We start from the raw sequence: 25,444 nt of genomic DNA, 5'->3' as shown, positions 1-25,444 counted from the left end.
GCGAGCGCGGCCAGGAGTACGAAAGGAAGCAGGATGGCGAGGGGGATCCAGAACTCCCCGGTCGGCGCCCCCGCCTCAGCGGCCGCCTACACCCCCGCACCCCCGACACCCCCCCAACCGCCAACCACCGCCCCCTCCCCACTCTCTCCCGACCCCGCTCTCTCCTGGAGTGCTGTTCTGCCGCCGCAGAACCCCCCGGGGAGTACGCGGCCCGTGGTGACGTTTGCGGAGCCGGAGGGGATCGGTGGGGGCGCGCGGGCGTGGGTCGTGCGGGTGTCGCCGCGGGTTGCCGCCGCGGCCGCGTGTGTCGTGCTGGGGCTCGGGCTCATCGGCGGTGCCGTGACCGGGAGTTGGCTGATCGGGGACTCCGGTGACGGCGGTGCCCGGGACACCTTCACCGCCGCCGGCGGGCTGTGGCACAGCGTCCCCGTCGACGACCTCTTCCCGCCGACCGTCGACGGACAGGGCGCCGGCCCCGGCGGAGCCGACCGCACCTGGACCCGTATCGGCGTCGCCAAGGACAGCGACTGCACCGGCGCCTTCGACCCGCTGCTGCGCCAGGTCCTCGCCCCGGTCGGCTGTGAACGCCTGCTGCGGGCCACCTACACGGACGCCACCCAGAGCTACGTCACCACCGTCGGCCTGCTGTTCACCAAGGGCGACGCCCCCGCGATGCGCGCCCTCGCGAGCCGCTTCACCAAGGAGAACCTCGGCGACCGCACCGACCTCATGCCCCTGCCGTACGCCGTGAAGAACACCGTCGCCGCGGACTTCGGCAAGCAGCAGCGCGCCTCCTGGACGGTCTCCGTCCTCACCGACGCCCCGGTCGTCGTCTACGCCGTCTCCGGCTGGGCGGACGGCCGCACCGTCGACCAGCCCGAGTCCGCCGAGCGGGCCATGGAGTCCGGCGACACCACCCCCGCCGCCCAGTCCGGCCTCGGCAACGAGGCACAGGGCCTGGCGGACCGGGTCGAGCGCGGCCTGCGCAAGACCGTCACCTCGCCCACGGAGCCGCCCGCATGAGCACCACCTCCCGCAGGGCCGGCTTCCTCGGTGTCCTGCTCGCCGCCTCCGTCGCCCTCGTCCCGCCCACCGCCGCGCACGCGGACGCGATCCGCGCCCAGCAGTGGGCCCTGGACGCCATGCACGTGCAGGAGGTCTGGCAGAGCACCAAGGGCAAGGGCGTCACCGTCGCCGTCCTGGACACCGGCGTCGACAGCTACCACCCCGACCTCGTCGGCAACATCCTCCCCGGCAAGGACATGGTCGGCTTCGGAGCGAGCCGGGGCGACGAGGCCTGGGCCGTGCACGGCACCTCGATGGCGGGGATCATCGCCGGCCACGGCCACGGCGTGGGCAACGCGGACGGGGTCATGGGCATCGCCCCCGAGGCCAAGATCCTCCCGGTCCGCGTGATCCTGGAGGACAAGGACCCGGCCCGCGCCAAGGCCCGCAACACCCGCGGCAACGCCCTCGCCGAGGGCATCCGCTGGGCCGCCGACCACGGCGCCGACGTCATCAACCTCTCCCTCGGCGACGACTCCGCCTCCGCGCACCCCGAGGCCGGCGAGGACGACGCCATCCAGTACGCGCTGAAGAAGAACGTGGTCGTCGTCGCCTCGGCCGGCAACGGCGGCAAGGAGGGCGACCACATCTCCTACCCGGCCGCCTACCCGGGCGTCATCGTCGCGACCGCCGTCGACAAGTACGGCGTCCGCGCCCCCTTCTCCACCCGCCGCTGGTACGCCACGGTCGCCGCCCCCGGCCACGACGTCGTCATCGCCGAACCCGACAACAGGTACTACCAGGGCTGGGGCACCAGCGCCGCCTCCGCGTGCGTCTCCGCCGCCGTCGCCCTCCTGAAGGCCGCCCACCCGGGCCTGACGCCCGCCCAGATCAAACGGCTCCTTGAGGACACCGCGCGCAACCCCCCGGCCGGCGGCCGCGACGACTCCCGGGGCTTCGGCTTCATCGACCCCGCCGCGGCCCTCAAGGCGGCCGCGAAGCTGAAGCCGGAGCAGCTGAAGCCCGCGTCGTACGACGCGAAGTACTTCGGCTCGGGCCCGGACGCCGCGTCCGAGGAGGACCACACCGCGAGCTGGGCCGCGCCCCTCGCGGGCAGCTTCGGCGGCCTCCTGCTGGTCGCCGCGGTCCTGCTCTGGCGCGGCCGGTCCCGAGGCCGTCGTACCGCCCATGAGGGCTACGACACCTTCTGAACCCCCGGAGGGGTCAGGGAGCGGTGGCCGAGGCGGAAGCCGATGCCGACGCGCCCTCGCCGGTGAACACCGAGACCGCCGCCTTTGCCGCCGCCTCGACCAGCGAGATGCCCTTCGCCTGGGTCGTGCTGCCCTTCGACAGGACCGCCACCAGGTAGTCGTGGCCGTCGACCGTCACCCGGCCGATGCTGTTGACGTCCCACAGCCCGGTCGTACTGCGCGCCAGCCAGCCGTTCTTCAGCGCCCACCCGGAGCCGTCGGCCGCGGCGGAGACGCCCCAGTGCTGGTCGGCCTCTATCTGCTTCATCAGCCCCTGGACGTACGACCGCGAGGACGCGCTCAGTTTCGAGTCGTCGCCGAACACCTGCTGGAGCAGGGTGAGTTGGTCGGCCGCCGTGGTCTGGGTCAGCCCCCACAGCGGACCGTCGCCGCCCTCGGTGCCGGTCAGCCCGAACGTCTTGTTCGCCGCGTCCAGGCCCGCGGCCTTCCCGATGGCGTTCCACAGCGCGGTCGCGGAGGCGTTGTCGCTGTTCTCGATCATCGTGGTGGCGTACGCCTTCTCCTGCGTGGTGAGCTGCGTGCCCGCCCGCTGGTGCTGAAGCAGCAGCGTGGCCAGGATGTCGACCTTCACGATGCTCGCGGTGTCGAAGGCGGAGTCCCCGTAGACGGCGCTCTCGCCGGACTCGGGGTCCAGCACCGCCGCCGACACCTTCTGGTCGCCCGTCACGTGTACCGACTTCATCGCGGTGGCGAGCACCTCGTCGAGGTCCACCGGCTCCGGCACGGACGCCTCCTCCGTCGTGGCCGCCGGAGTGGGCGAGACCGACGGCATCGCCGCCGACGATACGGTGCCCGGCCCGGTGTGCGCCTGCGCCTTCACGTACACCGTCCCCCCGGCCGTGGCCCCGACGACGGCGATGGAGGCGAGCGCGATGTACATCAGCGGGCACCGGCGGGAGGGACGGGAGCGGCGCCGGGCGGCTCTGGAGGACTCCATGCCCGCGATGGTCGCCGGGACTTCTGTGCGGGCCGTTAGACGGACGTTAGATGTGTGTCAGCGATGTCTGAGAAACCCGTGAAGGTCGTCACGGCCGGGTTTCCGGACCCGCACAAGCCCAGCAGCAAGCCCCCGATAGGGTCGGTGACCGTGGCGAACAAGAACATTCCCGACTCCGGCTTCCCCGACGACGACGGCTCCGCCGACCCCCGGCTGAGCGCGGCGCTCGCGGCCTGGGCCGAGGACCGCACCGCCGTGGGACCGGTCCTGGAGGCCCTCAGGGGCGCCCGGCTGCTCGTCCCGGTCGTGGCCGTCCTCGGCGAGGTCGAGGAGGACGAGAACGGGCTGCGCCGCGAGAAGACCAGCGACATGGCCGTGCCGACGCTGAAGGCCGGATCCCGGACCGCGCTGCCCGCCTTCACATGCACCGACTCGCTGGCCCGCTGGGACCCCGAGGCCCGCCCCGTCGCCGTACCCCTGCACCAGGCGCTGCAGGCCGCCGCGCACGAGAAGGCGGACACCGTGGTGCTGGACCTGGCGGGGCCGGTGGCGTTCGAGCTGACGGGGGCAGCGCTGCTGGCGCTGGCGGAGGGGCGCGCGACGGCCGACCCGCTCGCCGATCCGGCCGTGCGGGGGGCGGTACGGGCCGCGGTCGCCGCCGAGTCCGCCGTCCTGCGCGCGCACCTCGGGCCCGGACAGGCCGACGGCACCCTGGCCCTCGTACTCGATCCCGAGGCCGCTCCGGCCGCGGCGGCCCAGGCGGTCGCGCGACGGCTGGCCGCCGACGAGACACTGCGGGCCCGCCTGGTGCGCGGCCTCGACCTGGCACTGCTGCCGGCCGGGACCACGCCTCCGGGCGAGCCCTTGTACGTACGGGGATGAGCCGGCCGTGGACCGGCCTGCGTACGGGATGAGCTAGCCGTAGACCGGCCCGGTGTACTTCTCGCCGGGCCCCTGGCCCGGCTCGTCCGGGACCAGGGACGCCTCGCGGAAGGCCAGCTGGAGCGACTTGAGGCCGTCGCGGAGCGGGGAGGCGTGGAAGGAGCTGATCTCGGTCACGGACGCGTCCAGGAGACCCGCGAGGGCCGTGACCAGCTTGCGGGCCTCGTCCAGGTCCTTGTACTTGTCGCCCTCCTCGGTCAGACCGAGCTTCACGGCGGCGGCGCTCATCAGATTCACGGCGACCGTCACGATCACCTCGACGGCGGGGACCTCGGCGATGTCGCGGGTCATCTCGTCGAAGTCGGGGGAGTCGGCGGGAGGGGTCTCACTCATGCCCCACACGATAGGCCCCGGTGCAGCCCGGTTCGCACCACCCCCGGGCAGCTGCTAACCTTGTGTGATGACCGGCCGGACACAGTTGTGCTCGGCCCACAAGTGGAGGCTCCGATCTCCCACCCGACCGCCCTTAGGGACGGCGGGTCACCCCGGTCAGGCGGCCACCATCGTTCCGTACGGACGATGGAGTCGCCCGAAAGCGCGCCCCGCGATCATCGCGGCGGTGCTCCGGTAGTGCTTTTGGAGCCCCGTCTGTGATCGTCCGGGGCATTTTTTGTGCTTCGGCGCGGTTAGGTCTGTCGAACAGAGACAAACGCGACCGTCCGCCAGACGGCCGTGTGGTGCTAACCGAGGAGGATCCATCAGCGCCGAGCCCCGCATCAACGACCGGATTCGCGTTCCCGAGGTGCGACTTGTCGGTCCCAGTGGCGAGCAGGTGGGCATCGTCCCACTGGCCAAGGCACTGGAGCTTGCGCAGGAGTACGACCTGGACCTGGTCGAGGTCGCGGCGAACGCCCGTCCGCCCGTGTGCAAGCTCATGGACTACGGGAAGTTCAAGTACGAGTCGGCCATGAAGGCCCGTGAGGCGCGCAAGAACCAGGCGCACACGGTCATCAAGGAGATGAAGCTCCGGCCGAAGATCGACCCGCACGACTATGACACCAAGAAGGGTCACGTCGTCCGGTTCCTCAAGCAGGGCGACAAGGTCAAGATCACGATCATGTTCCGTGGTCGCGAGCAGTCCCGGCCGGAACTCGGCTACCGACTGCTCCAGCGTCTCGCGGAGGACGTCCAGGAACTCGGTTTCGTGGAATCGAACCCGAAGCAGGACGGCCGGAACATGATCATGGTTCTCGGTCCGCACAAGAAGAAGACCGAGGCGATGGCCGAGGCCCGCCAGGCGCAGGAAGCCCGCAAGGCGGACGCGAAGGCCAACCCCGGCAAGTCGCAGAACGCCGCGGAGGCCGACCACGACGAGATCGTGGCCGACGTCGAGGCCCCTGCCGAGGCATCCGCCGAGGCGTGATCCGAAGGGACGCGAGTCCCCGCGGACGTAACCGATACAACAGCGACGTTCCACCGTGCCCGGTTTCACGACCGGGCACCGGAACGCCACCGACGAGGAGAGAACGGCGCTATGCCGAAGAACAAGTCGCACAGCGGTGCCAGCAAGCGCTTCAAGGTCACCGGCTCCGGCAAGGTGCTCCGCGAGCGCGCCGGCAAGCGCCACCTGCTCGAGCACAAGTCGTCCCGCGTGACGCGTCGCCTCACCGGCAACGCCGAGATGGCCCCGGGCGACGCCGCGAAGATCAAGAAGCTTCTCGGCAAGTGACGTACGCGGCACTCCTCTTGAGTGCCGTACGTCTGGACCGGGACCCCATCGACACCGGGCCGTGTGAGTCCAACCACGGCCCCGCTACAAGGAGTTAAAAAGTGGCACGCGTCAAGCGGGCAGTCAACGCCCACAAGAAGCGCCGGGCGATCCTCGAGGCGGCCTCCGGCTACCGCGGTCAGCGTTCGCGCCTGTACCGCAAGGCCAAGGAGCAGGTCACCCACTCGCTGGTCTACAACTACAACGACCGCAAGAAGCGCAAGGGTGACTTCCGCCAGCTGTGGATCCAGCGCATCAACGCCGCTGCCCGCGCCAACGGCATCACGTACAACCGCTTCATCCAGGGTCTGAAGGCCGCCAACGTCGAGGTCGACCGCAAGATCCTCGCCGAGCTGGCCGTCAACGACGCCAACGCGTTCGCCGCGCTGGTCGAGGTGGCGCAGAAGGCTCTGCCGTCGGACGTGAACGCGCCCAAGGCTGCGTGACGTTGCACGTGGCCTAGGCCGACGTGACTGGACGGACCCGTGGGCTTCTGCCTGCGGGTCCGTTGTCGTTCTCCAGAAGGTGAGTGTGCATGTCCCCGGCTCCCGAGCTGATCTCCCCCCGTTCCCCCCGTGTCCTGGCCGCCCGGCGGCTGGCTCGGCGGAACTTCCGGGGGAAGGAGCGGCTGTTCCTCGCCGAGGGGCCGCAGGCCGTGCGGGAGGCGGCCGGGCACAAGGGCACGCTCGTCGAGCTGTTCGTCACCGTCGAGGCCGCGGAGCGGTACGCCGACATCGTGGGAGAGGCCCGGGACGCCGGAGCGCGGGTGCATCCCGCCGCCGAGGACGTCATCGCCGACATCTCCACCACCGTCACGCCCCAGGGGCTGGTCGGGGTGTGCCGGTTCCTCGACACCCCCTTCGCGGAGATCCTCGCCGCCCGGCCCCGGCTCGTCGCCGTCCTCGCGAACGTGCGGGACCCCGGGAACGCCGGGACCGTGCTGCGGTGCGCGGATGCCGCAGGGGCCGAGGCCGTCGTGCTGACCGACGCCTCCGTCGACCTCTACAACCCCAAGGCCGTACGCGCCTCCGTGGGCTCCCTCTTCCATCTGCCGGTCGCCATTGGTGTGCCCGTCGAGGAGGCCGTCGCCGGGCTCAGGGCCGCGGGGGTACGGATCCTCGCCGCCGACGGAGCGGGCACCGACGACCTCGACGACGAGCTCGACCGGGGCACCATGGGCGGACCCACCGCATGGGTGTTCGGCAACGAGGCCTGGGGGCTCCCGGAGGAGACCCGCGCACTCGCGGACGCCGTGGTGCGCGTCCCGATCCACGGGAAGGCCGAAAGCCTGAACCTCGCCACCGCGGCCGCCGTATGTCTCTATGCGTCAGCCCGTGCACAGCGCGCCTCCGGAGGGTGCCGCTCCGTCACCGAGAGCTAGTAAGGTGACCAGCTCGGGGGCCCTGCGCCGTCTGAGAGGTGGGGTACGGGGATGAGTGTCGGCACGAGCAGGACGCCGGGAGCGCCCGCGCCCTGGTCCCCGGGTCCCGCGGAGTTCGGCATCGACCCCGACCAGCTGCCCGACGGCCTGGTCGTCGCGGACGAGCACGGACATGTGATCTGCTTCAACGCCGCCGCCGCCCGGATCACCGCGGTCGCCGCCGAGGACGCCCTCGGACAGCGGCTGGAGAAGGCCCTCCCCTTAGAGGACCTGGAGGGCCGGCGCTGGTGGCAGCTGACCGACCCCTACGGCGGTCTCGCCATCCGGATACGCCAGCCCGAACGCAACCTCCTCCTGCCCGGCGGCCGTGAGGTCCTCGTCTCCGCGCAGTATGTGCGCACCCGGCCCACCGGCCCCGTCCACCGCGTCGTCGTCTCCCTGCGCGACACCGAGGCCCGCCGCCGCACCGAGCGCAGCCACGCCGAGCTGATCGCCACCGTGGCCCATGAACTCCGCTCCCCGCTCACCTCCGTCAAGGGCTTCACCGCGACCCTCCTCGCCAAGTGGGAGAGGTTCACCGACGACCAGAAGCGGCTCATGCTGGAGACCGTCGACGCGGACGCCGACCGGGTCACCCGGCTCATCGCCGAGCTGCTGGACATCTCGCGGATCGACTCCGGGCGGCTGGAGGTGCGCCGCCAGCCCGTCGACATCGGCGCCGCCGTAGGGCGCCACATCCAGGCGTACGTCGCCGCCGGCCTCGCCGCCGACCGGTTCCTGCTCCGCCTGGAACAGCCGCTGCCCATGCTGTGGGCCGACCCCGACAAGGTCGACCAGGTGCTCAGCAACCTGCTGGAAAATGCCGTGCGGCACGGCGAGGGAACCGTCACGATTGACATCACGGCCGCGGAGTCGCCCCGCGAGGGAGAGGACACCGGTACGTCGGTCACGGTGAGCGACGAAGGGCCCGGCATCCCGGAGGAGTCCATGAACCGCGTCTTCACCCGCTTCTGGCGGGGCAGCAAGCGCGGTGGCACCGGCCTCGGGCTCTACATCGTCAAGGGCATCGTCGAGGCCCACGGCGGCACCATCACCGTCGGCCGGGGCCCCCAGGGCGGCGCCGAGTTCCGATTTACGTTGCCCGTGAGCACTCCGGCCTATCTGACCTGAGTGCCCGCGGGCGCATTCGTCTGTCTCCACCCCGTTAGACTCGGCCTTTGGCACCTTTGTGTCCTGCACACGGCCCTGCGCGCCGGTCACGGGGACCATCCGCCAGCCAATCGGAAGCACGGGAAGAGATGTCGGCACCGAATAAGTCGTACGACCCGGTAGAGGTCGAGGCCTTGAAACCGGAAGAGATCGAGCGCATGCGGGACGAGGCGCTCGCCGCCTTCGCCGCCGCGGGCTCCCTCGACGCGCTCCAGGAGGCCAAGGTCGCCCACACCGGCGGCACCTCCCCGCTCGCCCTCGCCAACCGCGAGATCGGCGCCCTGCCCCCGCAGGCCAAGGCCGCGGCCGGCAAGCTGGTCGGCCAGGCCCGCGGCGCCGTCAACAAGGCCCTCGCCGGCCGCCAGGCCGAGCTGGAGGAGGAGCGGGACGCCCGTGTGCTCGTCGAGGAGTCGGTGGACGTCACGCTGCCGTACGACCGCGTACCGGCCGGCGCCCGCCACCCCCTGACCACCCTGTCCGAGCGGATCGAGGACATCTTCGTGGCCATGGGCTACGAGGTCGCCGAGGGCCCGCAGGTCGAGGCCGAGTGGTTCAACTTCGACGCGCTCAACATCGGCCCGGACCACCCGGCCCGCGGTGAGCAGGACACCTTCTTCGTCGAGGGGCCGGACGGCACCGCCGACTCCGGCGTCGTGCTGCGCACCCACACCTCGCCCGTGCAGATCCGCTCACTGCTGGAGCGCGACCTGCCGGTGTACGTGATCTGCCCCGGTGTCGTCTACCGCACCGACGAGCTGGACGCCACGCACACCCCGGTCTTCCGCCAGGTCGAGCTGCTGGCCGTGGACGAGGGCCTGACCATGGCCGACCTCAAGGGCACCCTGGACCACATGGTCCAGTCCCTGTTCGGCGAGGGCATGAAGACCCGGCTGCGCCCGAACTTCTTCCCGTTCACCGAGCCGTCCGCCGAGATGGACATGGTGTGCTACGTCTGCCGCGGCGAGTCCGTCGGCAACCCCGACCGCCCCTGCCGTACCTGCTCCTCCGAGGGCTGGATCGAGCTGGGCGGCTGCGGGATGGTCAACCCCAAGGTGCTCACCGCCTGTGGTGTGGACCCGGAGAAGTACAGCGGCTTCGCCTTCGGGTTCGGTATCGAGCGGCTGCTGATGTTCCGCCACAGCGTCGAAGACATGCGAGACATGGTCGAGGGTGACGTCCGGTTCACCCGGCCGTTCGGGATGGAGATCTGATGCGCGTCCCGCTTTCCTGGCTGCGGGAGTACGTCGACCTGCCGGCGACCGAGACCGGCCGTGACGTCCAGGCCAAGCTCGTGTCGGCGGGCCTTGAGGTCGAGACCGTCGAGCACCTCGGCGCCGACCTCAAGGGCCCCCTCGTCGTCGGCCAGGTGCTGACCATCGAGGAGCTGACCGAGTTCAAGAAGCCGATCCGCTTCTGCACCGTCGACGTCGGACAGGCCAACGGCACCGGCGAGCCGCAGGAGATCGTCTGCGGCGCCCGGAACTTCGCTGTGGGCGACAAGGTCGTGGTCGTGCTTCCGGGCGCGACTCTGCCCGGCGGTTTCTCGATCTCCGCGCGCAAGACGTACGGCAAGACGTCCCACGGCATGATCTGCTCCAGCGACGAGCTGGGCATGGGCGACGACGGCACCAAGGGCATCATCGTGCTGCCGCCGGAGACCGAGGTCGGCAAGGACGCCATCGAGCTGCTCGAACTGGTCGACGAGGTCCTGGACATCGCCGTCACCGCCAACCGCGGCGACTGCCTGTCCATCCGCGGTGTGGCCCGCGAGGCCGCCATCGCCTACGGCCTGCCGCTGAGCGACCCCGCCCTGCTCGACGTGCCCGGCCCGAACGCCTTCGGCTACCCGGTCCAGGTCTCCGACCCGTTCGGCTGCGACCGCTTCACCGCGCGCACCGTCACCGGGCTGAGCCCCGAGGCCCGCTCGCCGATCTGGCTCCAGCGCCGGCTCCAGAAGGTCGGCATGCGCCCGATCTCGCTCGCCGTCGACGTCACCAACTACGTGATGATGGAGCTCGGCCAGCCGCTGCACGCGTACGACCGCTCCCTGGTCCAGGGCACGATCGGCGTCCGCCGGGCCGCCGAGGGCGAGCAGATCAAGACCCTCGACGGCGTCGAGCGGAAGCTGCACGCCGAGGACCTGGTGATCACGGACGACCGCGGGCCGATCGGTCTCGCGGGGGTCATGGGCGGCGCCAACACGGAGATCGCGGACCACCAGTCCTCAGAGGGCACGACGGACGTGGTCATCGAGGCCGCGCACTTCGACGCGGTCGCCATCGCCCGCACCGCCCGTCGCCACAAGCTGTCCTCCGAGGCGTCCCGGCGCTTCGAGCGCGGTGTCGACCCCGCGGCCGCCGCCGCTGCCGCGCAGCGCACGGTCGACCTCCTGGTCCTCCTCGCGGGCGGCACCGCCGAGGCCGGCGTCACCGAGGTCATCGCCCCGTCCGCGCCGCACACCATCACCGTCCCGGCGGACCACCCGGACAAGGTCGCGGGTGTCTCCTACGGCCGCGAGACCGTCGTACGGCGGCTCCAGGAGGTCGGCTGCGACGTGTACGGGCAGGACGAGCTGATCGTCACCGTGCCGTCCTGGCGTCCCGACCTCCAGGAGATCAACGACCTCGCCGAAGAGGTCATCCGCCTGGAGGGCTACGAGAACCTGCCCTCCACGCTGCCCAAGCCGCCCGCGGGCCGCGGTCTGACCGGGCGCCAGCGGCTGCACCGCCGGGTCGGCCGGGTGCTGGCCGGGGCCGGGTACGTCGAGGCGCCGAACTACCCCTTCCTCGGCGAGCAGGTCTTCGACCAGCTGCTGCTGCCGGCCGACGACGCCAAGCGCCGGGTCGTCAAGCTGACCAACCCGCTCAACGACGAGGAGCCCGCGCTCCGTACGTCGCTGCTGCCGGGCCTGCTCGGCGCGCTGCGGCGCAACGACGGGCGGGGCTCGCACGACCTCGCGCTCTTCGAGACGGGGCTGGTCTTCCTGCCGCGCGAGGAGCGTCGCGTGGCCGCGGTCCTGCCGGTCGACCGGCGCCCGACCGACGAGGAGATCGCCGAGCTGAACGCCGCGCTGCCCGAGCAGCCGCGCCATGTCGCCGTCGTCCTCGCGGGCGCGCGCGAGCAGGCCGGCTGGTGGGGCAGGGGTCGCCCTGCCGACTGGGCCGACGCGGTGGAGGCGGGGCGCGCGGTCGCGCGCGAGGCCGGGGCCGAACTGGAGGTGCGCAAGGGGCAGTACGGGCCGTGGCACCCCGGCCGCTGTGCCGAGTTCGTGGTCGGCGACACCGTCGTCGGGTACGCCGGTGAGCTGCACCCGCGTGTGGTGAAGGCGTTCGGGCTGCCGGCGCGTGCCTGTGCGATGGAGCTCGACCTGGACGCCCTGGAGCGGGCCGGCGACGACACGCCTCAGGCGCCTCGGATCTCGACGTTCCCGGTGGCCACGCAGGATGTCGCGTTGGTCGTGGACAAGCCGGTACCGGCCGCCGAGGTCGAGGCCGCGCTGCGTGCGGGCGCCGGTGAACTGCTGGAGAGCCTCCGGCTGTTCGACGTCTACGAGAACGCGGAGCAGCTCGGCGACGGCAGGAAGTCCCTGGCGTACGCCCTGCGGTTCCGGGCGGCCGACCGGACGCTGACGGTGGACGAGGCGTCGGCCGCGCGCGACGCGGCCGTCGCGTTGGCGGGGGAGCGCACGGGAGCGGTACTCCGGAGCTAGCCTTCCCGGTCACCTCACTCGATAGGGTGACTTCTCCTGGCGATCTGGCCCATCCTGGCCATGCTGTCGACAGAATCGGACCGGCCTTTCGGGGCCGGTCCGATTGCGCTGTCAGGGCCTGAATGGGGGGCCATCGGCATGATCCGCATCAAGGCTGGGGCTTCTCCCCGGTGCCGTCGGCCGGTCCGGCGGGATCTGCGGGAGGTACTTCGCAGGGCTGCTCGTCGAGCCGTCCGCGGCGGACGGCGGCAGCCGGTGCGCCGAGTGGTGGCGCTCGGGCTGCCCACCGTGTGGGGCGCCGTCGCGATCACGTACAAGCTCGTCTGTCCGCTCGCCCAGCAGAACGGCCTGGGTGCGCGCGTCGTCACCAGCGCCGTCTTCTTCGCCGTCGGCACCGGGCTCATACTGCACGTCCGGCACGCCCTGTTACGGGAGTTGCGGCAGGCCCGCCGGATCGCCGGCGCCGCGCAGAGCGCCCTGCTGCGGCCGCTGCCCCCGCGTGTCGACGGGCTGAACGTCGCCGCGGCCCAGCTCTCCGCCGACCGTGACGCGGCCATCGGCGGCGACCTGTACGACGTCATCGCCACCGAGCACGGCGTCCGTGTCGTCATGGGCGACGTCCGCGGCCACGGCCTCACCGCGATCACCACGGCCGCCACGATCCTTGGCAGCTTCCGGGAAGCCGTCCACGACGAACCCGAACTGGCGGGCGTCCTGCGCAGGTTGGACCGCGCTCTGGCCCGTCACCTACGCGAACAGGAACCCTCCGGCCCGGAAGCGGAGGAGTTCGTCACCCTACTGCTGCTGGAGATCCGCCAGGACGGCACGACGGGCGCGCTCAACTGCGGCCACCCCTGGCCGTACCTGCTGACCGGCCCGAGGGTGGAAGTCCTCGCCCGGGTGGATCCCCTGCCCCCGCTGGGCCCGTTCCCCCTCCCCGTGGACCTACGGCCCCTGGAATGCGGCCACTTACTCCCGGGCGAGACCCTGGTCCTGCACACGGACGGAGCGGAGGACGCGAGGGACGCGCGGGGCCGTTTCTTCCCGTTGCCGGAGGTGCTCAGCGGGACCGTACAGGCGCCGCCGCAGGCGGTGTTGGGCGCGGTCTTCACCGCCCTCCTTCGGCATACGGACGGCAACCCCACGGATGACATCGCATTACTGGCACTTCAAAACGACCGTCAACCGAAACGCCCCCCAGGGGCGCGGGGAACTGCGCGACCAGCCACAACGAACCCGCACACGGCAACGCACCTGTAAAACCGGTTCAGCTCACGGCCAGGCCACCGCACTGTACGAGGGGGAGCCGGCGGCCCGGCCGGCCTCGTTGCCGAGGCACCTCAGTGAACCGGCCGGAAACTCTCCGCAACAGCGCACACACCCTACGAATTCGCGCACTCGCTTCACACCCCGTGTGAACGGACCCGCACTACTCTGACGGCACCGAGTCACCCGGGGGGCATCTATGCAGCCCAACACTCTGCTCGACGCGATCCTGGACGAAGCCGGGATCTCGCACGCGGGACTTGCCGCACATGTGAACCAGGCGGGGCGGGCGCGAGGACTCGCGCTCCGGTACGAACACACCGCCGTGGCACGGTGGTTGAAGGGCCAGCGGCCGCGCGGCCAAGTCCCCGACCTGATCTGCGAGGTGCTCGCCGGCCGCCTCCAACGCCCCGTCACCCTCGACGACATCGGCCTCGGCGTGCCCGGCGAACCCTCCGTCCCGCACACCACCTCGCTGTCCGGCTTCGTCGAGCGGGCCACCGCCCTGTGGCGCTCCGACGAACAGCAACGCCCGCACATCCTGGGCGCACCCGCGGTCACCGGCACCCCCGCGGTCATGCCGGTGTGGGAGTGGGAGAACCCGCCCGAGGACGTGGACGTCTCGCGCGGCGGCCGGCACCGCGTCACCACCGCCGACATCGAGATGCTGCGCGCCGCCCGCACCCACTACGAGCAGATGTACCGCAAGACCGGGGGAGTCGCGACCCGCAGCCGGATCGTCGGCTTCCTCAACGCCGAGGCCGCGCCCCTGCTGCGCGGCAGCTACACCGACGCCACCGGACGCCAACTGCACCGCGCCACCGGCGGATTGGTCGCCGTCGCGGGCATCTGCGCCTACGACTCCGACGCGCACGGCCTCGCCCAGCGCTACTTCCACCAGGCCCTGAGGCTCGCGAAGGCGAGCAACGACCGCGGCCTCGGCGCGTACGTCATCGCGCTCCTCGTCAACCAGTCCCTGTTCATGCGGGAGTACCGCCAGGCCGTCGCCTTCGCGGAGGCCGCGCTCCGAGCCGCCGGCAAGCACATCACCCCGGCGCTCGCCTGCGATCTCTACGCGATGCAGGCCAAGGCGTACGCCCACCTCGGCGACGGCACGACCGCGCTGTCCTGCATCCGGCGGGCCGAGCAGGCCGCCGAACGCATCCGGCGCGGATACGAGCCCGACGAGACGGGCTATGTCCAGCCCGGTCTGGTCAACGTCCAGGTGGCGGAGGCGCTTCTCAGCCTCGGCGAACTCGCGGCGGCGGCCGAGCACGCGGCGGCGGCCGTCGACAACCCCGCCCACGACCGGGGCCGGGTGCACCGGCTCGCCATGCTCAGCACGATCGAACTGCGCCAGGGCAACGCCGACAAGGCGGTGGCCACCGCCGTACAGATGGCCGAGCAGGCGCGGGGAATGGAGTCGCAGCGCCTGCGCGACAGACTCAGGGCGGTGCGCGAACACCTCGTGCGCAACGGCTGCGCGGGCACGGCCGAGGCGGCCGCACTGATCGACGGGGCGCTGCGCGTACCGCTGTAGACGGGCGTACGACCGCCGACACCCCACAGTCCCTGCTGCGATATTGCCACTTACTCGACGGAAGGTGGCAGAACCGTGCAGTGGACGAAACAGAACGAACAAACTGTGTATGAAAACCGCTGGTTCAGCGTCAACCTCGCAGATGTCGAACTGCCCGACGGGCGGCACCTCGACCACTTCCTGATCCGGCTGCGGCCCGTCGCCGTGGCCACCGTGGTCAACGAGGCCAACGAAGTGCTCCTGCTGTGGCGACACCGCTTCATCACCGACAGCTGGGGCTGGGAACTCGCGGCCGGAGTGGTCGAGGACGGCGAGGACATCGCCGTAGCGGCCGCCAGGGAGCTGGAGGAGGAGACCGGCTGGCGGCCGGGGCCGCTCCAGCACCTCATGAGCGTGGAGCCCTCCAACGGGCTCACCGACGCCCGGCACCACATCTACTGGGCCGACGAGGGCGAGTACGTCGGGCACCCCGTGGACGACTTCGAGTCGGACCGCCGGGAATGGGTCCCCCTGAAACTCGTTCCCGACATGGTCGCCCGTGGGGAGGTCCCGGCCGCCAACATGGCGGCCGCGTTACTCCTGCTGCATCATCTGAGGCTCGGGCAGGACACCTTGCCCTGATCCCCCTCCCGCACGACCCGAGGCCTCAGTGCCCGACCGCCTGCCAGATCGCCACGACGAGCGCGCCCACCGCGGTCAGCGCGGCGACCGCCGGAAGCGGCCAACGGGCGTGCTCCAGGGCGATGATCCGGGTGCTCAGATCGTCGATCTCCTTGTCCGTCTCCTCCGTGCGATGGGTGAGCAGAGCGAGTCCGCCCTCGACGCGTGCGTACGCGACGTCGAGACGACGCCGTAACTCTGCGAGTTCTCCATGGACCACGGGATGCTCGGGGTCGGCGGTCACGAGTCCGCTCCTTTCCGTAGTCGACACATCCCTTGCATGCGCATGAAGAGTCAACTCGCCTGGTGGGCGCGTGGGGAGCGTGTGCGAGGGGCATATGCGGGCCCGGCGCGCACACGGTGTGTGAATACGACGGGCCCGGCACCCCTCGGAGTGCCGGGCCCGTGGTCGTCGCACTGTGTCATCGGTCACCGTGCACCGCACACTGTGCAATCAGCCGTAGGTGTAGAAGCCCGATCCGGACTTACGGCCCAGCCGGCCCGCGTCGACCATGCGCTGGAGCAGCGGGGGAGCGGCGTACAGCGGCTCCTTGTACTCCTCGTACATCGAGAAGGCGACCGAGGCGACCGTGTCCAGGCCGATCAGGTCGGACAGCTTCAGCGGGCCCATCGGGTGGGCGCAGCCCAGCTCCATGCCGTTGTCGATGTCCTCGCGGCTGGCGATGCCGGACTCGAACATCCGGATCGCGGAGAGGAGATACGGGATCAGCAGCGCGTTCACCACGAAGCCGGAGCGGTCCTGGGCGCGGATGGCGTGCTTGCCGAGCAGCTTCTCGGCGAACTGCTGGGCGCGGGCCAGGGTGCCCTCGGAGGTGGTGAGGGCCGGGATCAGCTCGACCAGCTTCTGCACCGGGGCCGGGTTGAAGAAGTGGATGCCGACGACCTGGTCGGGCCGCGAGGTGGCGACCGCCAGCCTCACCAGCGGGATGGAGGAGGTGTTGGAGGCCAGGATCGCGTCCGGGCGGGTCACCACCTGGTCGAGGACCTGGAAGATCTCGGTCTTGACCTGCTCGTTCTCGACGACGGCCTCGATCACCAGGTCACGGTCGGCGAACTCGCCGAGGTCGGTGGTGAAGCTCAGCCGGGCCTGCGTCGTCGCCAGCTCGTCCGCGCTGATCTTGCCGCGCTCGGCGGCCTTGCTCAGGGAGTTGAACAGCCGGGTGCGGCCGATCTCCAGGGCCTCGCCGGTGGTCTCGGCGACCTTCACGTCCAGGCCGGCGCGGGCGCACACCTCGGCGATGCCCGCTCCCATCTGGCCGCAGCCCACCACTCCGACGCGTGTGATGTCTCCCGCCGGGTAGTCCGTCACATCGTTCCCTTCGCAGATCCTCGGCTCGTAGCAGGTTCGCCGCGGGTTCGGCCGCTGTCCGGATCCTGCTCCGTTCGGTGCACGTTACTCCCAAGTATCGATGATCGATCACCGGGGTCGGTCTCCGTCGGGCATCCTGGGACGCGGAGACGATCCGTGACCGTACGGATCCACGGTCTTGGGGGTGTGCACACATGGGACGTCTGTCGCGCCGGGCCTTCGCGCTGGCCGCGTTGTCGACCCTGACGTCGGCTTCGGGAGCGGCGGCCGAGCCCGCGCCGGGGCCGCGCTGGCGGAGGACCGGTGAGATGCGGGGCGTGTGGCTGGCCACGGTGTCCAACCGGGACTGGCCCTCGAAGCCGGGGCTGGGCGTCGTACAGCAGAAGGCGGAGCTGATCGCGCACCTGGACCGGGCGGCGGGCGACCGGCTGAACGCCGTGATGTTCCAGGTACGGCCCACCGCGGACGCCCTGTGGCCCTCGCCGTACGAGCCGTGGTCGCAGTACCTCACCGGCACCCAGGGCAAGGACCCGGGCTGGGACCCGCTGGGCACCGCGGTCACCGAGGCGCACGGGCGGGGCCTGGAGCTGCACGCCTGGTTCAACCCGTACCGGATCGCCAACCACACGGACCCGACCAAGCTGGTCGCCTCGCACCCCGCGCGGCAGCACCCGGAGTGGGTGGTGACGTACGGCGGGAAGCTCTACTACAACCCGGGGCTGCCCGAGGTCCGCGCGTTCGTGGAGAAGGCGATCCTGGACGCGGTCAAGAAGTACCCGGTGGACGCGGTCCACTTCGACGACTACTTCTACCCGTACCCGGTGGCCGGGCAGACCTTCGACGACGACGCGGCCTTCCAGCGGTACGGCGGCGGGTTCGCGAGCCGGGCCGACTGGCGCCGGGACAACATCGACAAGCTGATCCGGGAGACGCGGGCCGCCGTCCGGCGGATCCGGCCGGGGACGCAGTTCGGCGTCAGCCCCTTCGGCGTGTGGCGCAACATCGCCACCGACGCGCGGGGCTCGGACACGCGCGCGGGTGTGCAGTCGTACGACGACAACTACGCGGACACCCGCAAGTGGGTCCGGGAGAGCTGGATCGACTACATCGTCCCGCAGCTCTACTGGAACATCGGTCTCGCGGTCGCCGACTACGCCAAGCTCGTGCCCTGGTGGGCCGAGGTGGCGAAGGGGAGCAGGACGCGGCTGTACCTGGGCGAGGCCCTGTACAAGGCCGGGGACCCGGCGCAGCCCGCGGCCTGGCAGGACCCCGCGGAGCTGTCCCGGCACCTCACGCTCGCCCGCGAGTATCCGCAGGCGCGCGGTCATGTCTTCTTCGCCGCCCGGGAGTTGACGACGGACAAGATCGGCGCGATGGCGCGCGTGGTCGCCGACCACTACCAGAAGCCGGTGCGGACCCCGCGCTGAATCATTGCTTCAGAGCGTGGCCCCTCGGTGCCGGATCTCGGTGTCGGGGCCGGGTGAGCAGACGCCCTCGTGCCCGTCCTCGAAGCGGACGCGGTACGGGGGGTTGCCCTCCTGACCCATCACTTCGACGATCTCGCCGACCTTGTCGTTCTGTCCGACCACCCTGCCGTGCTGCACAAGCTGGTCGCCCACGGTTGCACGCATCTTGCGGCCTCCTCCTGCGGGAGCAGCGGTCCGTGGCCCGATTTTACGGCGCGGGGGCCGGGTTGGACCCGGCGCGTGGCGCGCCGGTCAGCCCCGCGCCCGCTGGGTGACGGCGATGCACACCAGCACCGCCGCGGCCGTCAGCGGGGCGGCCACCGTCAGGTGCTCGCCGAGCAGCAGCACCGACCACACCAGTGTGAGGAGGGGCTGGGCAAGCTGCAACTGGCTGGCCTTCGGGATGCCGATCGCGGCCATGCCCCGGTACCAGACGACCAGCCCGAGGAACTGCGAGCCCGCCGCCACCCAGAGGAGTCCCGTCACGCTGTGCGCGGTCAGGTGCACGGGTTCGTACGACAGCGCCAGCGCGGCGGCCGGCACGGTGAACGGCAGGCACAGCACCAGCGCCCAGCCGATGACCTGCCAGCCGGGCATGACGCGCGCCAGCCGGCCGCCCTCGGTGTAGCCGGCCGCGCACACCAGCAGCGCGGCGAAGAGATACAGGTCGGCGCTGGTCAGCGCGCCGCCGCTCTGCTGCACGGTGAAGGCGACGACCGCGGCGGCGCCCGCGCAGGCCGCGATCCAGAAGGTGCGCGAGGGCCGGGTGCCGACCCGCAGGGCGGACAGCAGCGCGGTCGTCAGGGGCAGCAGGCCGACCACGACGGCGGCATGCGCGGTGGTCGACGTCCGCAGGGCGAGCGTGGTGAGCATCGGGAAGCCGAGGACGACCCCGGCGGCGACGACCGCGAGCCCCGGCCAGTGACCGCGGCTCGGCATCGGCACGCGCAGCGCCAGCAGACAGCCACCCGCGATCAGCGCCGCGAGCACGCTACGGACCGCGACGAGGGACCAGGGCCCGAAGCCCTCAAGCCCCCACGCGGTGGCGGGGAAGGTGAGGGAGAACGCGGCGACGCCGAGGGCGGCCTGGAGGGTCCCCGCGGTCTTCGGCGGGGCGCTGACCGCTATCCCGGTCGGTGCGGTAGCGCTACTCTGTACTCTCATGCATGAGCGTAGCAGTGTGGGTGAACTGGCGGAACAGCTGCGAAGGGAGCTGGACCGCTACTCTCCGGGCGGAAAGCTCCCGTCGAGCCGCGCCCTGATCGACCGCTTCCGGGTCAGCCCCGTGACCGTCTCGCGGGCCCTCGCCCAGCTCGCCGCCGAGGGGCTGGTGATCACCCGCCCCGGCGCCGGCGCCTTCCGTGCGCGGGCGCGCACCACGGCCGCGCCCGCCGGGGACACCTCCTGGCAGGAGGTCGCGCTCAGCGCGGACGGCGCCGCCGACCTCGTACCGCGCTCGGTGGACGCGTCCGGCGTCCTCGTCTCGCTGGCCGCCCCGGCGCCGGGGGTCGTCGAGTTCAACGGCGGCTATCTGCACCCCTCCCTCCAACCCGAGCGCGCGATGTCCGCGGCCCTGGCCCGGGCCGGCCGCCGTCCCGGCGCATGGGGGCGCCCGCCCGTCGAGGGGCTGCCGGAACTGCGGGAGTGGTTCGCCCGGAACATCGGCGGCGCCGTCACGGCCGCGGAGGTCCTGATCACGGCGGGCGGCCAGTCCGCGCTCACCACGGCCCTGCGCGCGCTGGCGCCCCCGGGCGCACCCGTGCTCGTCGAGTCGCCCACCTACCCCGGCATGCTGGCGATCGCGCGCTCGGCGGGCCTGCGGCCGGTGCCGGTCCCGGTGGACCGGGACGGTGTACGGCCGGACCTGCTTGCCGACGCCTTCCGTGCGACCGGTGCCCGCGTCCTCGTCTGCCAGCCGCTGTTCCAGAACCCGACCGGCGCGGTGCTCGCCGCCGACCGCCGGGGCGAGGTGCTGCGGATCGCGCGCGAGGCCGGCGCGTTCGTGGTGGAGGACGACTTCGTACGACGGCTCGTGCACGAGGACGCCGGGCCGCTACCGCGTCCGCTCGCCGCCGACGACCCCGACGGCGTCGTCGTCCACGTCGGCTCCCTGACCAAGGCGACCTCGCCCAGCTTCCGGGTCAGCGCCCTCGCCGCCCGCGGGCCGGTCCTGGAACGGCTGCGGGCCATCCAGATCGTCGACACCTTCTTCGTGCCGCGCCCGCTCCAGGAGGCGGCCCTCGAACTGGTCGGTTCCCCGGCCTGGCCCCGCCATCTGCGGGCGATCTCCGCGGAGTTGAGGGCCCGGCGCGACACCATGACGGCCGCCCTGCGCCTGGACCTTCCCCAACTCGCCCTGCCGCACGTCCCGTCGGGCGGCTACCACCTCTGGCTGCGCCTCCCCGACGGCACCGACGAGACCGCCCTCACCGCCGCCGCCCTCCGCGCGGGCGTCGCCCTCACCCCCGGCCGCCCGTACTTCAGCGCCGAACCCCCGGCGGGCCACCTGCGGTTGAGCTTCGCGGCGGTGGCGGGCACCGGGGAGATCGTGGAAGGGGTACGACGGCTGCGGACGGCCTGCGAGGAGGTGCTCTGACGAGACGCCCTCACGGACGAAATTCGCTCGACGCCCATCGATGTGACCTGCGAATCTCCCGTCATGACCGACACCCCGCCCCTCGCCGAGGGCTACGAGATCTCCACCGACCCCTCCCGACTCGACGTGGAGCGGGTGCACCGGTGGCTGTCGAGCGACGCGTACTGGGCGCTCGGGCGGGAGCGGGAGAAGCAGGAGCGGGCGATCGCCGGGTCGGTCAACTTCGGGGTGTACGACACGGCTTCGGGGGAGCAGGTGGCGTACGCCCGGGTCGTCACCGACCTGGCGAGCTTCGCGTGGCTGTGCGACGTGTACGTGGACCGCTCCGTACGCGGCAAGGGAATCGGCACGGCGCTCGTCGGAGCCGTACGCGAGCACCTGCGGCCGCACGGGCTGCGGCGGATCATGCTGGCCACCCGCGACGCCCACGGGGTGTACGAGAAGCTCGGGTTCGCGCCGCTGGCGGACCCCGACATCTGGATGGTGCTGAACTTCGGTCAGTAAGGCTTCGCGCACCCTGGGTAACCCCTCTTGACCTGCGTACTTCCGCGCCCCACGATCACCGCATGCAACTTCGGGTCACGTTCGTCGCCGCCGCGCGCAGCTCCTCGCTGCTCGCCGAGCGGTTCGAGGACGACCGTCCGCTGGACCAGGCCGGCTGGGACGAGGTGCTGCGGGCCGCGCCCGAGCTGACGCCGCTCGCGGCGGCCGAGCTGCGCTACTGCTCGCCCACCCCGCGCAGCCGCGCCACCGGCGACGCCCTCGGGTATGCGCCGCTGGTCCAACTCGCCCTGCGGGACTGCGACATGGGGCACTGGCGCGGGCTGACCCTCGGCGAGGCGATGGCCCGTGAGCCGGAGGCGGTGGACGCCTGGCTCGCCGACCCGCGCGCGACCCCGCACGGCGGCGAGTCGCTGCTGGGGTTCATCTCGCGGGTGGGGGAGTGGCTTGACACCCGGCCCGTGGAGGACGGCGGCGGGGTCGTCGCCGTCGCCGAGCCGGCGGTGGTGCGGGCGGCCCTGGTGTACGCGCTCAAGGCGCCGCCGTCGACCTACTGGAACATCGACGTACGGCCGCTGTCGGCGACGACCGTCACCGGGCGGGCCGGGCGCTGGAACCTGCGGTTCGAGGGGGCGCCGGTTCCGTCCTCGCGGGGCTGATGGTGGGCCGGTTCCGTCCTCGCGGGCTTGATAGCGTGTCGGCTCGGCCTTCGCCGGTCTGATGGCGGGCCGATTCAGCCCTCGCCGGTCTGATGGTGTGTCGGCTCAGCCCTCGCGGGCGTAGTCGGTCGTGAGGAGCAGGTCCTTTGTCGGGCCGCCCACCCGCCACACCGTGCGCCACCGGTCCGCATCCAGGACGGTGAACTCGCCGCGGTAGAGGTCGGCCGCGCAGGGGTGGTCGGTGGCGTGCCGGCCGGTGCGCAGGTCCAGGTCGTGGAAGGGGCGGCCGTCGGCGAAGCGCACGTCCGCCGTGCCCGGTGTCGGGCCCGGCAGGAAGCGCAGGGTCCGTTCGGCGGGGCGCGGGACGCCCTGCCAGACGAAGGTGCCCGACTCCTCGGAGAGCAGTCCGCCGCCCTCCAGTTGGCCGAAAACGGTGAGGCCGGAGAACTCCCCCTCGTCTCCGCTCGCCAGATCCCGCACGGTCCGCTCGGTCCGCCAGCTCCCGGCCAGATGGGTCAGCACGTCCGCCACCGGCCAGAACTCGCCCATGCGTTCCTCGTCTCCGACACTTTCGATCACTTTCGGTCCCGTGCGACCCGTTGACGCTCCGGAATCCCTCTCCCTATCTTGCCGTTCGAAGTGCTGATCGGTGTCTGATATCTCGAACGCACGCTTACTAGAGAGCCGCGGAGTATCCATGTCACGCACCCGCTGGAGACTCGGTCTCGGCGCCACCGCCTTCCTGGTGGCCGCCGCCGGTCTGGTCCCCGCCCCCGCGCACGCCGAGGACGTCACCGACTACGCGATCACCGTCGACCCGACGGCTAAGGGCACGAAGATCGACGACACGATGTACGGCGTCTTCTTCGAGGACATCAACCGGGCCGCCGACGGCGGTCTGTACGCCGAGCTGGTGCAGAACCGCTCCTTCGAGTACTCCACCGCCGACAACACCTCGTACACCCCGCTGACCTCGTGGACGGTCGACGGCACGGCCCAGGTGGTGAACGACTCCGGCCGCCTCAACGAGCGCAACCGCAACTACCTCTCCCTGGGCGCCGGTTCGGCCGTGACGAACGCCGGCTACAACACCGGCGTCCATGTCGACGAGGGCAAGAAGTACGACTTCTCGGTGTGGGCGCGGGGCGGCACCGCCTTGACGGTGTCGCTGCAGGACGCCGACGGTCCCCTGGCCGCCGCGCGTCGGGTGGCCGTGCGCGCCGGCGGCTGGACCCAGTACAAGGCCACCTTCGCCGCCACCCGCACCAGCTCCAACGGCCGTCTCACCGTGGCCTCTTCCGCCCCCACCGCCCTCGACATGGTCTCCCTCTTCCCGCGTGACACCTACCGCGGTGAACCCAACGGACTGCGCAAGGACCTCGCCGAGAAGATCGCCGGCCTGCACCCCGGCTTCGTGCGCTTCCCCGGCGGCTGCCTGGTCAACACCGGTTCCATGGAGGACTACAGCGAGGAGTCCGGCTACCAGCGCAAGCGGTCCTACCAGTGGAAGGACACCGTCGGCCCGGTCGAGACCCGCGCGACCAACTCCAACTTCTGGGGCTACAACCAGAGTTACGGCCTGGGCTACTACGAGTACTTCCGGCTCTCCGAGGACATCGGCGCCATGCCGCTGCCGGTCGTCCCGGCCCTGGTCACCGGCTGCGGGCAGAACAAGGCCGTCGTCGACGAGGCGCTGCTCAAGCGGCACATCCAGGACACCCTCGACCTCATCGAGTTCGCCAACGGGCCGGTGACGTCGACCTGGGGCAAGAAGCGCGCCCAGATGGGCCATCCCAAGCCCTTCCACCTCACCCACATCGAGGTCGGCAACGAGGAGAACCTGCCTCAGGAGTTCTTCGCCCGCTTCACGCAGTTCCGTGCCGCAATCCAGGCGAAGTACCCGGACATCCAGGTGATCTCCAACTCCGGCCCGGACGACTCCGGTACGACCTTCGACACGGCCTGGCAGCTCAACAAGGACGCCAAGGTCGACATGGTCGACGAGCACTACTACAACAGCACGCAGTGGTTCCTGCAGAACAACAACCGCTACGACTCCTACGACCGCAACGGTCCGAAGGTCTTCCTCGGCGAGTACGCCTCCCAGGGCAACGCCTTCAAGAACGGTCTCGCCGAGGCCGCGTTCATGACCGGCCTGGAGCGCAACGCGGACGTCGTCAAACTCGCCTCCTACGCACCGCTGTTCGCCAACGAGGACTACGTCCAGTGGCGCCCGGACCTGGTCTGGTTCAACAACCACGCCTCCTGGAACTCCGCCAACTACGAGGTCCAGAAGCTGTTCATGAACAACGTCGGCGACCGCGTGGTGCCCTCGACGGCCACCGGCACGCCCTCGCTGCTCGCCCCGATCAGCGGCGCGGTCGGCCTGTCGACCTGGGCGACCACGGCGTCGTACGACGACGTGAAGGTCACCGATGCCGACGGCCGGACACTGCTCACCGACGACTTCTCGTCCGGCGCCGGGCAGTGGACCCATACCGGCGGCGGCAGTTGGAGCGTCCAGGACGGGCAATACGTGCAGACGGACGTGAACGCAGAGAACACCATGGTCTCGGCCGGCGACCCGTCCTGGCACGACTACGACCTGCACGTGAAGGCGGTGAAGCGGTCCGGCAAGGAGGGCTTCCTCGTCGCGTTCGGCGTCAAGGACACCGGCAACTACTACTGGTGGAACATCGGCGGCTGGAACAACACCCAGACCGCCGTCGAACAGGCCGTGGACGGCGGTAAGTCGACGCTGATCTCCAAGGCCGGGTCGGTCGAGACGGGCCGCGCGTACGACGTCGACATCAAGGTGCGGGGCCGCCAGGTCACCCTCTACCTCGACGGCCAGGAGTGGGGCGGCTTCACCGACGATAAGCCCGCCGAGCCGTTCCGCCAGGTCGTCACCAAGGACAAGAAGACCGGTGACCTGATCGTCAAGGTCGTCAACGCCCAGAACTCGGCGGCCCGTACGGCGATCGACCTCGGCGGCGCGAAGGTCGCGTCCCGGGCCCGGGTGACCACGCTGGCGGCCGACCCGGCCGCGGTGAACACCGAGACGTCGACCGCGGTCGCCCCGGTGCGGTCCATCTTCGACGGGGTCGCCGGGAAGTTCACGTACACCTTCCCGGCGAACTCGGTCACCTTCCTGCGGATCAGGCAGAGGTAGTCGGCGGGGCGGTGGGGGGGGGGTCGACGCGCCGGGCCCCCCCCCCCGCCGACCAACGCCCGCCCCCCCCCCAAAACCCCCCCACGCCCCCC

Annotated in this window: 25 protein-coding genes; 18 read left to right on the top strand and 7 right to left on the bottom strand. The window is 71.3% G+C overall.

Annotated elements, in window-relative coordinates; genetic code table 11:
* Positions 1-216: 216 nt before the first annotated feature.
* Positions 217-1,023, top strand: a complete 807-nt coding sequence (locus ABZ896_RS41020; protein WP_360940536.1) for a hypothetical protein — start codon at positions 217-219, stop codon at positions 1,021-1,023.
* On the top strand, positions 1,020-2,216 hold the full coding sequence (gene mycP, locus ABZ896_RS41015; RefSeq protein ID WP_360940528.1) for a type VII secretion-associated serine protease mycosin: 1,197 nt from the start codon (positions 1,020-1,022) through the stop codon (positions 2,214-2,216). Before ABZ896_RS41020 ends, mycP begins: the two co-directional genes overlap by 4 nt.
* Positions 2,217-2,229: 13 nt before the next feature.
* On the opposite strand, the gene ABZ896_RS41010 is transcribed toward mycP, so the two are convergent.
* The gene (locus tag ABZ896_RS41010) at positions 2,230-3,213 is read right to left on the bottom strand and encodes a serine hydrolase (RefSeq protein ID WP_360940526.1); all 984 of its coding nucleotides are present in this window, start codon (positions 3,211-3,213) and stop codon (positions 2,230-2,232) included.
* A 150-nt stretch (positions 3,214-3,363) separates the two neighbouring features.
* Between ABZ896_RS41010 and ABZ896_RS41005 the strand changes: the two genes are divergently transcribed.
* Positions 3,364-4,095, top strand: a complete 732-nt coding sequence (locus ABZ896_RS41005; protein ID WP_360940534.1) for an SseB family protein — start codon at positions 3,364-3,366, stop codon at positions 4,093-4,095.
* 33 nt (positions 4,096-4,128) lie between these two features.
* Here ABZ896_RS41005 and ABZ896_RS41000 read toward each other — a convergent pair whose 3' ends face one another.
* Positions 4,129-4,488, bottom strand: coding sequence for a DUF1844 domain-containing protein (locus ABZ896_RS41000; protein ID WP_360940524.1), 360 nt, complete (start codon positions 4,486-4,488; stop codon positions 4,129-4,131).
* A gap of 364 nt (positions 4,489-4,852) precedes the next feature.
* Between ABZ896_RS41000 and infC the strand changes: the two genes are divergently transcribed.
* The 10 genes from infC (at position 4,853) to ABZ896_RS40950 (ending at position 15,589) form a co-directional block, all read left to right on the top strand.
* Entirely contained in the window at positions 4,853-5,518 is a 666-nt protein-coding gene (gene infC, locus ABZ896_RS40995) for a translation initiation factor IF-3 (RefSeq protein WP_360940532.1), read from the top strand.
* 111 nt (positions 5,519-5,629) lie between these two features.
* Entirely contained in the window at positions 5,630-5,824 is a 195-nt protein-coding gene (gene rpmI / locus ABZ896_RS40990; protein ID WP_004933563.1) for a 50S ribosomal protein L35, read from the top strand.
* A 101-nt stretch (positions 5,825-5,925) separates the two neighbouring features.
* On the top strand, positions 5,926-6,309 hold the full coding sequence (gene rplT, locus ABZ896_RS40985; RefSeq protein ID WP_020938960.1) for a 50S ribosomal protein L20: 384 nt from the start codon (positions 5,926-5,928) through the stop codon (positions 6,307-6,309).
* Positions 6,310-6,398: 89 nt separating this feature from the next.
* On the top strand, positions 6,399-7,244 hold the full coding sequence (locus ABZ896_RS40980; RefSeq protein ID WP_360940521.1) for an RNA methyltransferase: 846 nt from the start codon (positions 6,399-6,401) through the stop codon (positions 7,242-7,244).
* Positions 7,245-7,295: 51 nt separating this feature from the next.
* On the top strand, positions 7,296-8,414 hold the full coding sequence (locus ABZ896_RS40975) for an ATP-binding protein (protein ID WP_360940519.1): 1,119 nt from the start codon (positions 7,296-7,298) through the stop codon (positions 8,412-8,414).
* Positions 8,415-8,542: 128 nt separating this feature from the next.
* The gene (pheS, locus tag ABZ896_RS40970) at positions 8,543-9,664 is read left to right on the top strand and encodes a phenylalanine--tRNA ligase subunit alpha (RefSeq protein WP_360940517.1); all 1,122 of its coding nucleotides are present in this window, start codon (positions 8,543-8,545) and stop codon (positions 9,662-9,664) included.
* On the top strand, positions 9,664-12,162 hold the full coding sequence (pheT, locus tag ABZ896_RS40965) for a phenylalanine--tRNA ligase subunit beta (protein ID WP_360940515.1): 2,499 nt from the start codon (positions 9,664-9,666) through the stop codon (positions 12,160-12,162). Before pheS ends, pheT begins: the two co-directional genes overlap by 1 nt.
* A 255-nt stretch (positions 12,163-12,417) precedes the next feature.
* Positions 12,418-13,422, top strand: a complete 1,005-nt coding sequence (locus ABZ896_RS40960) for a PP2C family protein-serine/threonine phosphatase (RefSeq protein WP_360940513.1) — start codon at positions 12,418-12,420, stop codon at positions 13,420-13,422.
* A gap of 205 nt (positions 13,423-13,627) precedes the next feature.
* Positions 13,628-14,968, top strand: coding sequence for a transcriptional regulator (locus ABZ896_RS40955; RefSeq protein WP_360940511.1), 1,341 nt, complete (start codon positions 13,628-13,630; stop codon positions 14,966-14,968).
* A 75-nt stretch (positions 14,969-15,043) separates the two neighbouring features.
* A complete protein-coding gene (locus ABZ896_RS40950; protein WP_360940509.1) occupies positions 15,044-15,589 on the top strand; it encodes an NUDIX hydrolase in 546 nt (181 codons plus the stop codon).
* A 25-nt stretch (positions 15,590-15,614) separates the two neighbouring features.
* On the opposite strand, the gene ABZ896_RS40945 is transcribed toward ABZ896_RS40950, so the two are convergent.
* Positions 15,615-15,872, bottom strand: a complete 258-nt coding sequence (locus ABZ896_RS40945; protein WP_360940507.1) for a hypothetical protein — start codon at positions 15,870-15,872, stop codon at positions 15,615-15,617.
* Between the two features lie 210 nt (positions 15,873-16,082).
* Positions 16,083-16,958, bottom strand: a complete 876-nt coding sequence (locus tag ABZ896_RS40940) for a 3-hydroxybutyryl-CoA dehydrogenase (protein WP_360940505.1) — start codon at positions 16,956-16,958, stop codon at positions 16,083-16,085.
* 194 nt (positions 16,959-17,152) lie between these two features.
* Here ABZ896_RS40940 and ABZ896_RS40935 point away from each other — a divergent pair, with 194 nt between their 5' ends.
* Complete coding sequence (locus ABZ896_RS40935; protein WP_360940503.1) at positions 17,153-18,385, top strand: family 10 glycosylhydrolase; 1,233 nt, start codon at positions 17,153-17,155, stop codon at positions 18,383-18,385.
* 9 nt (positions 18,386-18,394) lie between these two features.
* Here the strand turns inward: ABZ896_RS40935 and ABZ896_RS40930 are convergent, their stop codons facing one another.
* Both ABZ896_RS40930 and ABZ896_RS40925 read right to left on the bottom strand, forming a co-directional pair.
* Complete coding sequence (locus tag ABZ896_RS40930; protein WP_360940501.1) at positions 18,395-18,589, bottom strand: DUF1918 domain-containing protein; 195 nt, start codon at positions 18,587-18,589, stop codon at positions 18,395-18,397.
* An 87-nt stretch (positions 18,590-18,676) separates the two neighbouring features.
* Positions 18,677-19,588 carry a DMT family transporter gene (locus tag ABZ896_RS40925; RefSeq protein ID WP_360940499.1) on the bottom strand — a complete coding sequence of 304 codons (912 nt, stop codon included), beginning with the start codon at positions 19,586-19,588 and terminating at the stop codon, positions 18,677-18,679.
* Here ABZ896_RS40925 and ABZ896_RS40920 point away from each other — a divergent pair.
* The 3 genes from ABZ896_RS40920 to ABZ896_RS40910 all read left to right on the top strand — a co-directional run bounded on the left by ABZ896_RS40920 (position 19,587) and on the right by ABZ896_RS40910 (position 22,180).
* A complete protein-coding gene (locus ABZ896_RS40920; protein ID WP_360940497.1) occupies positions 19,587-21,020 on the top strand; it encodes a PLP-dependent aminotransferase family protein in 1,434 nt (477 codons plus the stop codon). The two genes, ABZ896_RS40925 and ABZ896_RS40920, sit on opposite strands and share 2 nt — an antisense overlap.
* Before the next feature lie 63 nt (positions 21,021-21,083).
* Positions 21,084-21,524: a GNAT family N-acetyltransferase gene (locus ABZ896_RS40915; protein ID WP_360940495.1), complete on the top strand. Its 441-nt coding sequence runs from the start codon at positions 21,084-21,086 to the stop codon at positions 21,522-21,524.
* 62 nt (positions 21,525-21,586) lie between these two features.
* The gene (locus tag ABZ896_RS40910) at positions 21,587-22,180 is read left to right on the top strand and encodes a histidine phosphatase family protein (RefSeq protein WP_360940493.1); all 594 of its coding nucleotides are present in this window, start codon (positions 21,587-21,589) and stop codon (positions 22,178-22,180) included.
* Positions 22,181-22,285: 105 nt separating this feature from the next.
* Here ABZ896_RS40910 and ABZ896_RS40905 read toward each other — a convergent pair whose 3' ends face one another.
* Positions 22,286-22,729 (bottom strand): DUF6314 family protein, encoded by a 444-nt coding sequence (locus ABZ896_RS40905; protein WP_360940530.1) that lies wholly within the window; start codon positions 22,727-22,729, stop codon positions 22,286-22,288.
* Positions 22,730-22,877: 148 nt separating this feature from the next.
* Here ABZ896_RS40905 and ABZ896_RS40900 point away from each other — a divergent pair, with 148 nt between their 5' ends.
* Positions 22,878-25,352: an alpha-L-arabinofuranosidase C-terminal domain-containing protein gene (locus tag ABZ896_RS40900; RefSeq protein WP_360940491.1), complete on the top strand. Its 2,475-nt coding sequence runs from the start codon at positions 22,878-22,880 to the stop codon at positions 25,350-25,352.
* The last annotated feature ends 92 nt before the right edge of the window (positions 25,353-25,444 follow it).

The sequence above is a fragment of the Streptomyces sp. NPDC047072 genome (assembly GCF_040643855.1).
In the GTDB taxonomy this organism is placed as follows: Bacteria; Actinomycetota; Actinomycetes; order Streptomycetales; family Streptomycetaceae; genus Streptomyces.
This window is presented reverse-complemented; position numbering and strand designations above follow the sequence as displayed.